Below are 12,690 nucleotides of genomic sequence, written 5' to 3' on the forward strand. Positions count from 1 at the left end.
CGAGGCGGCTACAGGTACTGATCCGCCCAGGCGCTGATGATCCGGGCGGCGCGGTCGGCCTGCCCGTCGGCGGTGAGGAGGTGATCGGAGCCTTCGAGGGCGATGAAGCTGCGGGGGTGCACGGCGGCACGGAAGATCTCGCTCGCATTGTCGATGCTCACCGTCGCGTCGGTCGGGGAGTGCATGACCAGCAGCGGCCGCTCCAGCGTGTGCACCCGGGCGATCAGCTCGGCTCCGCGCACATCCTGGACGAAGTCCCGCTTCAGCGTCATCTCGCGCCCGCCGACCAGCCAGGGCGCGGTCCCCTCGTCCATCACGCGGTGGACCACGGAGTCGTAGTGGCGCTCGACCTCGGCCGGGTCCGCAGGGGCACCGATCGTCACCACGGCCTTGACGCTCGGGATCCGCTGAGCGGCGACGATGGCCGCGGCCCCGCCCCAGGAATGACCGATGAGGAGGGTCGGAGGGGTGCCGCGCTGGGCAAGGAACTGCGCTGCGCGCACCGTGTCGTCCACTTTCACGGTGAAGGATCCGTCGCCCCACTCCCCCTCGGACTCACCGAGCCCGAGACAGTCGAAGCGGAGCATGCCGATGCCGTGCGCCGCCAGGCTGCGGGCGATCCGGAACGCTGCCGGGGAGTCCTTGCCCAGGGTGAACCCGTGCACCAGCACTCCCCACCCGCGGGCGCTCTCCTCGGGTGCATCCAGCACGCCCGCGAGGTCGGGGCCCACGGAGCTCGGGAAGCGGACATCATCGGCCATCGCTCAGCACCTCTTCTCCTGCAGTCGATCCGCGCTGCCGTCGCAGCGCCGGGAGCGCCGGGAGGGCCCGGCACCTCAGCGGCACCTCAGTATGACGCCCGACCGGACTCGTCCTGCTCCGTCGGCACCCACTGGGCCGCGAGCGCCTCCGAGCCGCGGGCGAGCAGCGAGACGTCGGCCCCGACCAGCAGGAAGTCGACGCCGTCCTCGGCGTAGCCGCGGGCGACGTCGGGGTCGAAGGCGTTGACCCCTGCGGGGATGCCTGCGGCTCCGGCCGCCGCGACGCAGTGGCGCACGGCGGCGACCACGTCGGGGTGGGACTGCTGGCCGAGCAGCCCCATCGAGGCGGAGAGGTCGGAGGGGCCCACGAAGATGCCGTCGATCCCGTCGACCGCGAGGATCTCCTCGATGTTCTCCACCGCCTCGGCCGACTCGATCTGCACGAACAGCGACACGTGCTGGGCGGCATCGCCCAGATAGCCCTCGACCCGGTTCCAGCGCGCCGAGCGGGACAGCGCCGAGCCCACCCCGCGACGCCCGCGCGGCGGGTAGTGCACGGCCTCGACCATCGACCGGGCGTGCTCGGCGGTGGAGACCATCGGCACCAGCAGGTTCTGGGCGCCGAGGTCGAGCACCTGCTTGATGATGACGGTGTCCCCGACGGGGATCCGCACCATCGGGGTGATCGGGTAGGCGGCGATCGCCTGCAGCTGGGCGAGCAGCGAGCTCAGGGTGACCGGGGAGTGCTCCATGTCCAGCAGCAGCCAGTCCAGGCCCGAGCCGGCGGCGATCTCGGCGGCCACCGGGCTGCCGCTGCACAGCCACATCCCGGCCAGCGGTCGGGCCTGCGCGGCCCCGCGCTGCTCTTCCGGCCCGCGCTGCTGTGCGAGGTCCTCGCGGAAGGTCTGCTTCAGATGAAGCGGCATGAGATGCTCCCCAGTTCTCCGTAGTCGGCCAGGACGGTGTCCCCCCGCTCGATCCATACCGGGCGGGTGAAGGAGCCGGAGAGGATGATCTCCCCGGCCTCGAGCCGCTCGCCGTGCTGGGCGAGCTTGTTCGCGAGCCAGGCGACGCCGCGGCCCGGGTGGCCGAGCACCCCGGCGGCGACGCCGGTCTCCTCGATGGTCTCATTGCGGTGCAGCAGCGCCGAGGCCCAGCGCAGGTCCGTATCGTGCGGTCGCACCGGGTTCCCGCCGAGCACCATCGCCCCGTAGGCGGCGTTGTCGGCGATGGTGTCCACGATGGTGCGGCCCTCGAGCTCGACGTGCGCGTCGAGCACCTCGAGGGCGGGGGTGACGTACTCCGTCGCCCGCAGCACGTCGAAGAGCGTGCAGCCCGGGCCCTCCAGCGGCGCCGAGAGCACGAAGGCGAGCTCGACCTCGATGCGCACATTGGTGAAGCGGTCGAACTCGAGCACCGCGCCGGTGTCGACCACGGTGTCGTCGAACATGACCCCGTAGTCCGGTTCGGTGATGCCGGTCGCGGCCTGCATCGCCTTCGAGGTGAGGCCGATCTTGCGGCCCACGAGGCGGCGCCCGCGGGCGAGCTCGCGGTCCCGCCAGCGGCCCTGGATCGCGTAGGAGTCCTCGATCGTGGCCTCGGGGTGGCGCGCCGTGATCCGCGGGATCAGGGTGCGGGTGCGTCCGGCCTCGGCGAGCTCGTCCGCCAGGGCGTCCAGGGTGGTCTCCGGGAGCGTCATGTCCTCAGCCTCTCAGAGCTGGTGGCCCAGCTTGTACTCGCCCTGCTTCCATTCGGGCAGCTCCGCCGCCGGATCACCCTCGCGGGTGTAGGAGAAGCCGTCGGCCCCGATGGTCTGGGCCATCTCCGAGGCGTCGGTGCGCGCGATGACGGGCTGGGGGTTGCCGTCGAGGTCCAGGACCAGCGAGGCGTCGGTGTACCAGGAGGGGACCACCGGGGTGCCCCACCAGTCGCGGCGCTGGTTGTCGTGGACGTCCCAGGTGACGACGGGGTTGTCGGGGTCGCCGGTGTAGTAGTCCTGGGTGTAGATCTCGACCCGGTGGCCGTCGGGGTCGCGCAGGTAGAGGTAGAAGGCGTTGGAGACGCCGTGACGGCCGGGGCCGCGCTCGATGTGGTCGCTGCGGCGCAGTGCGCCGAGCTTGTCGCAGATGGCGAGGATGTTGTGCTTCTCGTGGGTGGCGAAGGCGACGTGGTGCATCCGCGGGCCGTCGCCGCCGGTCATGGCGGTGTCGTGCACGGTGGGCTTGCGCCGCATCCAGGCGGCGTAGGTGGTGCCGGCCTGGTCCTGGATGTCCTCGGTGACCCGGAAGCCGAGGTCCTCCATGTACGCGACCGCCTTGGGCACGTCGGGGGTGACCTGGTTGAAGTGGTCCAGGCGCACCAGCGCCCCGGGGCCCTGCAGGTCATAGCGCCAGGCGAGGCGCTCCACGTGCCGGACGTCGAAGAAGAACTCGTAGGGGAAGCCCAGCGGGTCCTGGACCCGCACCGAGTCGCCGATGCCCTTGGTGAAGCCCTCCGCACGGCGCTCGACGCGGCAGCCCAGCTCCTCGTAGAAGGCGACGGCGACGTCCAGCTCCTGCGGGGAGCGGACCCGGTAGGAGAAGGCGGCGACCGCAGCCACGTCCCCCTGGCGCAGCACCAGGTTGTGGTGGATGAACTCCTCGAAGCTGCGCAGGTAGACGGTGGAATCGTCCTCCTCGGTGACGACCAGGCCCAGCACGTCCACGTAGAAGTCACGGGAGACGGCCAGGTCGGTGACCACGAGCTCCATGTAGGCGCAGCGCAGGATGTCCGGCGGCGGGGACTTCGGGGTGGGGATCCGGTCGGTGGCGGTGGGGGTCGACGGGGTGGTCATGATGGCGTCCTTGCCTCTCAGGAGTGGGTGGGGCGGTGCGAGGTCAGTCGGCCTGGCCGAAGACGGGGTTGTGGACCTCGCCGAGGTTGATGTGCACGGCCTGCTGGTCGGTGTAGAAGTCGATCGAGCGGTAGCCGCCCTCGTGACCCAGCCCGGAGGCCTTCACGCCGCCGAAGGGGGTGCGCAGGTCGCGCACGTTGTTCGAGTTCAGCCAGACCATCCCGGCCTCGACGCCCTGCGAGAAGTTGTGGGCGCGCTTGAGGTCGTTGGTCCAGATGTAGGCGGCGAGCCCGTACTTGGTGTCATTGGCGAGCTCGAGCGCCTCCTCGTCGGAGTCGAAGGGGGTGATCGCCACGACCGGGCCGAAGATCTCCTCCTGGAAGATCCGCGCGTCCGGCGCGACGTCGGCGAAGACGGTGGGCCGCACGAAGTTGCCCTCGGGGAACTCCTCGGGGCGGCCGCCGCCGGCGGTCAGGCGCGCCTCCTGCTTCCCGATCTCCACGTAGCTCATGACCTTCTCGTAGTGCTCGGGATGCACGATCGCGCCGACCTCGGTGGCCGGGTCCTCGGGCAGGCCCACCTTCACGCGGTCGGCCTGGGCGGAGTAGCGCTCGACGAACTCGTCGTAGATGCTGCGCTCGACGAGGATCCGCGAGCCGGCGGTGCAGCGCTCACCGTTCAGGGAGAAGACCCCGAAGACGGTCGCATCGATCGCGGTGTCCAGATCCGCATCGGCGAAGACCACGGCCGGGGACTTCCCGCCCAGCTCCATCGAGAGGCCCTTCAGCCAGGGTGCGGCGTTGGCGAAGATCAGCTTCCCGGTGCCGGATTCGCCGGTGAAGGAGATCAGCGGGACATCGGGATGCTTGACCAGCGAGTCGCCGGCATACCCCTCCTCGCCGAAGCCGTGGACGATGTTGACCACGCCCGCCGGGACCCCGGCCTCCTCGAAGATGCCGGGCCACAGCGAGGCCGACAGCGGCGTGAACTCCGCGGGCTTGAGCACCAGGGTGTTGCCGGTGGCGAGCGCGGGCGCCAGCTTCCAGGACTCGAGCATGAACGGGGTGTTCCACGGCGTGATCAGGCCCGCGACGCCGATCGGCTTGCGGTTGACGTAGTTGGCCTGCCGGCCGGGGACCTTGAAGGCATCGTCGTGCTGGGCCACGATCAGGTCCGCGAAGAAGCGGAAGTTCTCGGCGGCGCGGCGTGCCTGGCCGAGCGCCTGGGTGATCGGCAGCCCGGTGTCGAAGCACTCCATCGCGGCGAGCTCCTCGCCGCGGGACTCGACGACGTCGGCGATCCGGTTCAGGATCCGCGAGCGCTCCCGCGGCAGCAGGTGCGGCCAGGGACCGGTCTCGAAGGCATCCTTCGCGGCCGTGACGGCAGCGTCGATATCGGCGACCTTGCCGGAAGCCGCTTTCAGATAGGGCTGATTGGAGACGGGGTCGAGCACGTCGAAGGTGTCGCCGTCGAGGGAGTCGACGTGCGCGCCGCCGATGAAGTGCTGGATCTTCGCGGGCAGGTTCGCGGGCTTGGTGGCGGTGGGGATGGCCATGATGCTCCTTGCGCGGTGGGTGGGATATTCGGGTGCCGACGGGGTCACGGGGCCGACGGGGAGGTCGGGGCGCCGGGCTCCCCCAGGTCGAGGTAGGCGGACAGGGTGCGGCCCCGGTGCATGCGGCAGGCGTGCTCGACGCCGTCCGGCGTCGCCCCGGCCTCGATGAGGTCGAGGATGTGCTCGTGCTCGCGGACGGACTCCGGGGCCCGGCCGGGGATGAAGGTGAAGGTGGAGTCGCGCAGGTGGCCGAGCCGTGACCATTCGGCCTCGGTGAGGTCGACCAGGTGCTGGTTGGGGCAGGCGCGGTAGAGCAGGGCGTGGAACTGCTGGTTCAGCGCCGTGAACATGTGCGCGTCGAAGTGCTCGAGGCTGCCCCGCATCACCTCGTTCAGCTCGCGGGCGCGGCGCAGGGTCTCGGCGTCGAGGTGGGCGGCGGCCCGGCTGATCGCGGCGGATTCGAGGACCGCCAGGGCGTCCATCGCCTCCTCGTAGCCGGTGCGGTCGATCATGCCGACCCGGGCACCGATGTTGCGCTCGAACACCACCAGCCCCTCGGCCTCGAGCCGGCGCACCGCCTCGCGGACCGGGACCACGCTCATGCCGAGCTCCTTCCCGATCGCAGACAGCACCAGGCGGTAGCCCGGGGTGAACTCCTGGCGCAGGATCCGCTCCCGCACCCAGTCGTAGGCCTGCTGCGACTTGCTCACCGCCGAGGCGGCGGGCCGCTCGCTCAGCGCTCGCGTCGCCATGCCGCGTACCGCGCCTTCCATGCCTCGTTCATCGGGAACAGCCCCTCGATGGCCTCGCCCTCGGCGATGCGCGCGGCGATCCACTCATCGCGCTCCTCGTTCTCGAGGGTCGCCTCGACGATCTCGTCGAGCACGGCCGAGGGGATGACGACCAGTCCGTCGGAGTCGCCGACGATCACATCGCCCGGCAGCACGGTCGCGCCGCCGCAGGCGACGGCGACGTCGCTGTCCCAGGGGACGTGCTTGCGGCCCAGCACCGAGGGGTGGGCCCCGGCGGAGAAGGCGGTCAGGCCGATCTCGGCGACCGCCTCGTAGTCGCGGATGGCGCCGTCGGTGACGACCCCGGCGGCGCCGCGCTGCCTGGCGCGCAGCGCGAGGATGTCGCCGAGGGTGCCGGCGCCGGCGTCGCCCCGGGCCTCGATGACGATGACCTCGCCCTCGCCGACGCTGTCGAAGACCTGCTTCTGCATGTTGAACCCGCCGCCGTGGGAGGCGAACAGGTCCTCGCGGGTGGGGACGAAGCGGAGGGTCTTCGCGGTGCCGACGAGCTTGCGCTCGGGATGCATCGGCCGGAGCCCGTCCAGGAGGCAGTGGTGCAGGCCGCGATTGCGCAGGGCGGCGCTGAGCCCGGCGACCGGGGCCGCCTCGAGCTTCTCCCGCTGAGCGGGGCTGAGCACGAAGCGCTCGGGGCTGCCGGCAGCGGTGGCATCGGCGGCGCCCTCCCCGCGACCGGCGGCAGACCCGCCGCCTCGCGGGATCCCCAGGCCTCCTCCCGCTGGGTGTCGTCGACCGCGGGCAGCGAACCGAGCGCCGGGTCGAAGGGCACATGGCTCTGCGCGATCGTGGTGCGCAGCCGGCCCGAGGTGGGGGCGCCGGGGGCGGTGGGGGCGTCGACCTCGACCTCCACCACAGCGCCGGGGCCGACGACGGAGGAGCCGGCCGGGGTGCCGGTGAGGATCACGTCGCCCCGCTCGAGGGTGAGGTGCTGGGAGAGGTCGGCGACGAACTGGGCCAGCGGGAACAGCAGGGTGTCCGTCGTGTCGTCCTGCGCGAGCTCGCCGTCGACCCAGGTGCGCACGCGCAGGGCGGCGGGGTCGATCGTGCGGGCATCGAGCAGCTCCGGCCCGAGCGGGGTGAAGCCGTCCACCCCCTTGTTGCGCAGGTTCGAGCCCTTGTCGTTCTTGCGCAGGTCGTAGACCCCGAAGTCGTTGGCGGCGGTCACCCAGCCCACGTGGTCCCAGGCCTCCTCGAGGCTCACGTGGCGGGCGGGGGTGCCGATCACCAGCGCGATCTCGCCCTCGAAGGCGAGCAGCTCAGTGCCGGCGGGGCGCTCGAGAGTGCCTCCGGTGCCCGCCACGGAGCTGCCGGGCTTGAGGAAGTAGGAGGGGGCGGCGGGGCGGCGGCCGCGCTGATCGGCGCGCGAAGCGTAGGCCAGGTGCACCGCGATGATCTTCCCGGGGCTCTCCGGCAGGGCGGCGAACCGACGGTCGGCGGGGTCGAGAGGGTGGGTCATCATGCTCCTCGCTGGCGACATTGCTCTTGCGGAATATTTGAAAGCGTATACGATGTTCCACATTGCGGCAAGGGCCCGGGGATCAGCACAGGCCCCTCCCCACCGGAGCTCCCGCCGAGCCGCACCGCACAAGACATCGTCGTCTGAGGTTCCTGGAGAACAGCAATGCAGAGCACCAACTCCCGCCCACCCGGCACCCCCTCCGCCGGCCTCGGCAGTGCGTCCCCGACCGAGCACGCCACCACCGCCGCCGAGCGCCGCCGCGTCACCATGGCGACCGTCATCGGCACCACGGTCGAGTGGTACGACTACTTCATCTACGCCTCCGCCGTGGGCATCGTCTTCGGAGAGCTCTTCTTCTCCGGGCTCGGCGAGAACTCGGTGATCCTCGGCTTCGCCACCGTGGGCGTGAGCTTCCTGTTCCGCCCGCTGGGCGCCTTCCTCGCCGGCCACTACGGCGACAGGATCGGGCGCAAGGCGATCCTGATGATCACGCTGATCATGATGGGCGCGGGCACGGCCCTGATCGGCCTGCTGCCCACCTACGACACGATCGGCATGGCGGCGCCGATCATCCTGGTGATCCTGCGCTGCATCCAGGGCATCTCCGCCGGTGGCGAATGGGGCGGGGCCGCCCTGCTCTCCGTCGAGCACGCCCCCACGAACAAGCGCGGGATCATGGGCTCCGCACCGCAGATCGGGGTGCCGCTGGGGCTGCTGGCCGCCTCCGGCGTGATGGCCCTGATGACCCAGATCGCGCCGGGAGAGGCCTTCCTGGCCTGGGGCTGGCGGGTGCCCTTCCTGCTCTCGGTGGTGCTGATCGGGGTGGGCTACTACGTGCGCCGCAACGTCGAGGAGAGCCCGGTCTTCGCCGAGATCGCCGAGCGCAAGCAGGAGACGAAGACCCCGATCGTCGTGCTGTTCCAGAAGTACGGCCTGGTGGTGCTCGTCGCCGCACTGGTGTTCGCCGGCAACAACGCCGTGGGCTACATGACCACCGGCGGGTTCATCCAGCGCTACACCACCGACCCCGACGGACCGATCGCCATGGAGGCCGGTCCGGTGCTGTGGATCGTCACCGCCTCGGCCGTGTTCTGGCTGTTCTCGACCCTCGCCGCCGGAGCGATCTGCGACCGGCTGGGCCGCCGCACCACGTACATCCTGGGCTGGGCGCTGCTCGGCATCGGCGTGCTGGCCCTGTTCCCGCTGGTCAACCAGGCCTCCCTGGGCACCCTCTTCGTGGCGCTGGCCTTCCTCAGCATCGGGCTGGGCTTCACCTACGGCCCGCAGGCGGCGCTGTACACCGAGCTGTTCCCGGCCTCGGTGCGCTTCTCCGGGGTCTCGATCTCCTACGCCCTGGGCTCGATCGTCGGCGGCGCCTTCGCCCCCACCATCGCGGCCGCACTGGTCTCCGCGACCGGCTCGACCGAATCCGTGACCATCTACCTGCTGGGCATGGTGCTCATCGGCCTGGTCGCCACCCTGGTCCTGCGGGATCGCAGCGGGATCCCGCTGGGCCCCGAGCACGAGGCCGAGCAGCGGGTCAATCCGCTGCGCGGCACCTCCACCGCGGTCCCCGTGCTCGAGTGACCCGCCCCCGAAGCGGCGCCGACGGGACCCTCACCACCGCCCGTCGGCACCGCTTCGGTAATCCGATGTCGTATACGACCCATGCAGGGTGTGTCGGCACCGCCGCCCCACTCCCCCTCCACGTCACTCTCCAGCTCCAGGAAAGGCAGAACGATGCAGTTCCACCACCACGGGTACCTCTCGACCGAGCCGCGGGTCGCCGCGGCCGCCGGCACCGGGACGGAGCGGCCCGCTGAGCTCCCCGACACCATGGACGTGCTGATCGTCGGCTCCGGACCGGCCGGCGTGATCGCCGCCGCGCAGCTCTCCCAGTACCCGGACGTCCACACCCGCATCATCGAGCGCCGGCCGGGCCGGCTCGAGCTCGGCCAGGCCGACGGCATCCAGGCCCGCTCGGTGGAGACCTTCCAGGCCTTCGGCTTCGCCGAGCGGATCACCGCCGAGGCCTACCGGATCACCGAGATGAACTTCTGGGCCCCGGATCCGCAGAATCCGCAGAACATCATCCGCACCTCCCGCACCGATGACGACGTCCGCGGGGTCAGCGAGTTCCCGCATCTGATCGTCAACCAGGCACGGGTGCTGGACTACTACCTCGAGGCCGCGCAGCGCGGCCCGGCCCGCATCGAACCCGACTACGGCTGGGAGTTCACCGGCGAGCTCACCGTCACCGAGGGCGCGGAGCACCCGGTCGCGGTGACCCTGCGCCGCACCGCGGGTCCGGACGAGGGCGCCGAGCGGACCGTGCGTGCGAAGTACGTCTACGGCTGCGACGGCGCCCACTCGCGGGTGCGCAAGGCGCTGGGCTGCACGATGAAGGGTGACAAGGCGCTGCACGCCTGGGGCGTCATGGACGTCCTGTACGACACGGACTTCCCCGACATCCGCACCAAGTGCGCGATCCAGTCCCACGACGGCGGCAGCATCCTGCTGATCCCCCGCGAGGGCGGCTACCTGATCCGGCTGTACGTGGATCTCGGCACGGTCGCGGAGGACGACGGCGGTCAGGTGCGTCAGACCCCGATGGAGACCGTGGTCGCGAAGGCCAACGAGATCCTCCACCCGTACACGATCGAGGTGCGGGACGTGGCCTGGAGCAGCATCTACGAGGTGGGCCACCGGCTCACCGACCGCTTCGACGACGTGCTGCCCGAGGACCGCGGCACCCGCACCCCGCGGGTGTTCATCGCGGGCGACGCCTGCCACACCCACTCCGCCAAGGCGGGCCAAGGCATGAACGTGTCCATGCAGGACGGCTTCAACCTGGCCTGGAAGCTGGGCCAGGTGCTCACCGGGCGCAGCCCCGCCTCGCTGCTGGACACCTACTCCGCCGAGCGCCAGGTGGTCGCGAAGGACCTCATCGACTTCGACCGCGAGTGGTCCTCGCTGATGGCCAAGAAGCCCGAGGAACTCGGCTCCCCGGACGAGGTCGCCGAGTACTACGTGCGCACCAGCGAGTTCCCGGCCGGCTTCATGACCGAGTACGCCGACTCGATGATCACCCGCGAAGGGGTCGGCCAGGAGCTCGCCACCGGCTACCCGATCGGCAAGCGGTTCAAGTCCGAGCGGGTGGTGCGGGTCAGCGACGCCAACCCCCTCCACCTCGGGCACCATGCGCGGGCCGACGGCCGCTGGCGCATCTACGCCTTCGCCGACTCTGCCGCGCCATCGGCGGCCGACTCCCCGCTGCGCCGCTGGGCGCAGTGGATGCTGGAGGCGCTCGACTCCCCCGTCGCGGTGCACACCCCGACGGGCGCCGACCTCGATGCACTGTTCGACATCAAGGTGATCTATCAGCAGGGACACCACGAGTTCGAGGTCACCGACGCCCCGGAGATCTTCCGCTCGCGCAGCGGGCCGTTCCAGCTCACCGACTACGAGCGGGTCTTCGCCACCGACCGTCGTGACCCCGAGCTCTTCGATCCGGTGGACATCTTCGCCACCCGCGGCATCTCGCGGGACGGCGCCGTGGTGGTGGTGCGTCCCGACCAGTACGTCGCCGGGATCTTCCCCTTGACCGACACCGCAGGACTGGCAGAGTTCTTCCGTGGGCACCTGCTGCCGGCCGACGGGGCGACCGCGCCATGAGCACCATCTCGACCACCACCCGAGCACGACACCGCGAGGAGAGCCATGACTGACAAGCGCGAGACCGATCAGCGCGAGCAGGAGCTGCTGGCCGCAGTCCCCCAGGAGCTGTTCATCGACGGGAGCTGGCGCGCCGCCGAGGGCGGGGAGACCCTGGAGGTCCGCGACCCCGCCACCGGCGAGGTGATCCGCACCATCGCCTCCGCCTCGAGCGCCGATGCGCAGGCCGCGATGGACGCGGCGGCGGAGGCCTTCCCCGCCTGGGCCCGGACCCCGGCCCGGGAGCGGGGCGAGCTGCTGCGGCGGGCCTTCGACCTGCTCACCGAGCGCGCCGAGGAGTTCGCGCTGCTGATGACGCTGGAGATGGGCAAGCCCCTGGCCGAGTCCCGCGGCGAGGTGAAGTACGGCGGCGAGTTCCTGCGCTGGTTCAGCGAGGAGGCGGTGCGGGTCCAGGGCCGCTACGGCGCGGTTCCCGAGGGCACCGGGCGGGCGATCGTCACCCAGCACCCGGTGGGGCCCTGCTTCCTCATCACCCCGTGGAACTTCCCGCTGGCGATGGCGACCCGCAAGATCGCCCCGGCCCTCGCGGCCGGCTGCACGGTGGTCATCAAGCCGGCGCAGCTGACCCCGCTGACCACCCTCGCGTTCGTGAAGCTGCTGGAGGAGGCGGGGCTGCCCGCGGGCGTGGTCAACGTGGTCACCTCCCGCTCCTCCCGCGCCGTCTCCGAGCCGATCCTCGCCGATCCGCGGCTGCGCAAGCTCTCCTTCACCGGCTCCACCGAGGTGGGGCAGAAGCTGCTGTCCCAGGCGGCGCCGGGCGTGCTGCGCACCTCGATGGAGCTGGGCGGCAATGCCCCCTTCGTGATCTTCGAGGACGCGGACCTGGATGCCGCGGTCGAGGGCGCGATGCTCGCGAAGTTCCGCAACATCGGCCAGGCCTGCACCGCCGCGAACCGCTTCATCGTCCACCGCTCCCTGGCTGACGAGTTCGCCCGCCGGGTCACCGAGCGGGTCGAGGACTTCGGCATGGGCCGCGGCACCGAGGAGGGTGTGACCATCGGCCCGCTGATCGACGAGGACGCGGTCCAGAAGGCCGGCACGCTGGTCTCCGACGCCGTCGAGCGCGGCGCGACGCTCGTCACGGGCGGGAAGAAGGTCGACGGTCGCGGCACCTTCTTCGAGGCGACGGTGCTCACGGACGTCCCCGAGGGCAGCGCCCTGCTGCGCGAGGAGATCTTCGGGCCGGTGCTCGCGATCGTCCCCTTCGACACCGAGGAGGAGGCGGTGCGCCTGGCGAACGGCACCGAGTTCGGGCTGGTCTCCTACGTCTATACGCAGGACCTCGCCCGGGGCCAGCGGATGATCGAGCTGCTGGAGGCCGGGATGCTGGGCCTGAACATGGGCGTGGTCTCCAACGCCGCGGCACCGTTCGGCGGCTGGAAGATGTCGGGCCTGGGCCGTGAGGGCGGCGCGGAGGGCATCCACGAGTACCTGCAGTCGAAGTACACGCTGACCCCGAACCCCTTCTGAGCAGGCCCCGGCGCCGCCACCGGAAACCTGCCGTATATGGGCTTTGAACGCCTCTGCAGCGTTCAGCG

Annotated in this window: 10 protein-coding genes and 1 pseudogene; 3 read left to right on the forward strand and 8 right to left on the reverse strand. The window is 71.0% G+C overall.

Annotated elements, in window-relative coordinates; genetic code table 11:
• Positions 1-8: 8 nt before the first annotated feature.
• The 8 genes and pseudogenes from CFK39_RS06165 to CFK39_RS17440 all read right to left on the reverse strand — a co-directional run.
• On the reverse strand, positions 9-761 hold the full coding sequence (locus tag CFK39_RS06165) for an alpha/beta hydrolase family protein (protein ID WP_089064725.1): 753 nt from the start codon (positions 759-761) through the stop codon (positions 9-11).
• Between the two features lie 86 nt (positions 762-847).
• Positions 848-1,687: an HpcH/HpaI aldolase family protein gene (locus tag CFK39_RS06170; RefSeq protein WP_089064726.1), complete on the reverse strand. Its 840-nt coding sequence runs from the start codon at positions 1,685-1,687 to the stop codon at positions 848-850.
• Positions 1,672-2,460 (reverse strand): 2-oxo-hept-4-ene-1,7-dioate hydratase, encoded by a 789-nt coding sequence (gene hpaH, locus CFK39_RS06175; RefSeq protein ID WP_089064727.1) that lies wholly within the window; start codon positions 2,458-2,460, stop codon positions 1,672-1,674. Before hpaH ends, CFK39_RS06170 begins: the two co-directional genes overlap by 16 nt.
• Positions 2,461-2,472: 12 nt before the next feature.
• Positions 2,473-3,594: a 3,4-dihydroxyphenylacetate 2,3-dioxygenase gene (gene hpaD, locus CFK39_RS06180; protein ID WP_089064728.1), complete on the reverse strand. Its 1,122-nt coding sequence runs from the start codon at positions 3,592-3,594 to the stop codon at positions 2,473-2,475.
• A 43-nt stretch (positions 3,595-3,637) separates the two neighbouring features.
• Complete coding sequence (hpaE, locus tag CFK39_RS06185) at positions 3,638-5,149, reverse strand: 5-carboxymethyl-2-hydroxymuconate semialdehyde dehydrogenase (RefSeq protein WP_089064729.1); 1,512 nt, start codon at positions 5,147-5,149, stop codon at positions 3,638-3,640.
• A gap of 44 nt (positions 5,150-5,193) precedes the next feature.
• Entirely contained in the window at positions 5,194-5,901 is a 708-nt protein-coding gene (locus CFK39_RS06190; RefSeq protein WP_089064730.1) for a GntR family transcriptional regulator, read from the reverse strand.
• Positions 5,883-6,578, reverse strand: a complete 696-nt coding sequence (locus CFK39_RS17435) for an RraA family protein (protein ID WP_420836214.1) — start codon at positions 6,576-6,578, stop codon at positions 5,883-5,885. The genes CFK39_RS06190 and CFK39_RS17435 overlap by 19 nt, the downstream gene beginning before the upstream one ends.
• Before the next feature lie 221 nt (positions 6,579-6,799).
• A pseudogene (locus CFK39_RS17440) lies at positions 6,800-7,477 on the reverse strand (fumarylacetoacetate hydrolase family protein); the annotation flags it as partial.
• Positions 7,478-7,579: 102 nt separating this feature from the next.
• Here CFK39_RS17440 and CFK39_RS06200 point away from each other — a divergent pair.
• The 3 genes from CFK39_RS06200 (at position 7,580) to CFK39_RS06210 (ending at position 12,622) form a co-directional block, all read left to right on the forward strand.
• Entirely contained in the window at positions 7,580-9,004 is a 1,425-nt protein-coding gene (locus tag CFK39_RS06200) for an MFS transporter (protein ID WP_089064731.1), read from the forward strand.
• A gap of 153 nt (positions 9,005-9,157) precedes the next feature.
• The gene (locus tag CFK39_RS06205) at positions 9,158-11,092 is read left to right on the forward strand and encodes an FAD-binding monooxygenase (RefSeq protein ID WP_089064732.1); all 1,935 of its coding nucleotides are present in this window, start codon (positions 9,158-9,160) and stop codon (positions 11,090-11,092) included.
• Positions 11,093-11,137: 45 nt separating this feature from the next.
• Complete coding sequence (locus CFK39_RS06210) at positions 11,138-12,622, forward strand: NAD-dependent succinate-semialdehyde dehydrogenase (protein WP_089064733.1); 1,485 nt, start codon at positions 11,138-11,140, stop codon at positions 12,620-12,622.
• Positions 12,623-12,690 lie beyond the last annotated feature (68 nt).

Origin of the sequence: Brachybacterium avium, from assembly GCF_002216795.1 — a bacterium.
GTDB lineage: Bacteria > Actinomycetota > Actinomycetes > Actinomycetales > Dermabacteraceae > Brachybacterium > Brachybacterium avium.

What these genes read in the sequence shown, in the direction of transcription:
- CFK39_RS06165 (WP_089064725.1), bottom strand. Translation starts at nt 761, where the DNA reads ATGGCCGATGATGTCCGCTTCCCGAGCTCCGTGGGCCCCGACCTCGCG.
- CFK39_RS06170 (WP_089064726.1), bottom strand. Translation starts at nt 1,687, where the DNA reads ATGCCGCTTCATCTGAAGCAGACCTTCCGCGAGGACCTCGCACAGCAG.
- hpaH (WP_089064727.1), bottom strand. Translation starts at nt 2,460, where the DNA reads ATGACGCTCCCGGAGACCACCCTGGACGCCCTGGCGGACGAGCTCGCC.
- hpaD (WP_089064728.1), bottom strand. Translation starts at nt 3,594, where the DNA reads ATGACCACCCCGTCGACCCCCACCGCCACCGACCGGATCCCCACCCCG.
- hpaE (WP_089064729.1), bottom strand. Translation starts at nt 5,149, where the DNA reads ATGGCCATCCCCACCGCCACCAAGCCCGCGAACCTGCCCGCGAAGATC.
- CFK39_RS06190 (WP_089064730.1), bottom strand. Translation starts at nt 5,901, where the DNA reads ATGGCGACGCGAGCGCTGAGCGAGCGGCCCGCCGCCTCGGCGGTGAGC.
- CFK39_RS06200 (WP_089064731.1), top strand. Translation starts at nt 7,580, where the DNA reads ATGCAGAGCACCAACTCCCGCCCACCCGGCACCCCCTCCGCCGGCCTC.
- CFK39_RS06205 (WP_089064732.1), top strand. Translation starts at nt 9,158, where the DNA reads ATGCAGTTCCACCACCACGGGTACCTCTCGACCGAGCCGCGGGTCGCC.
- CFK39_RS06210 (WP_089064733.1), top strand. Translation starts at nt 11,138, where the DNA reads ATGACTGACAAGCGCGAGACCGATCAGCGCGAGCAGGAGCTGCTGGCC.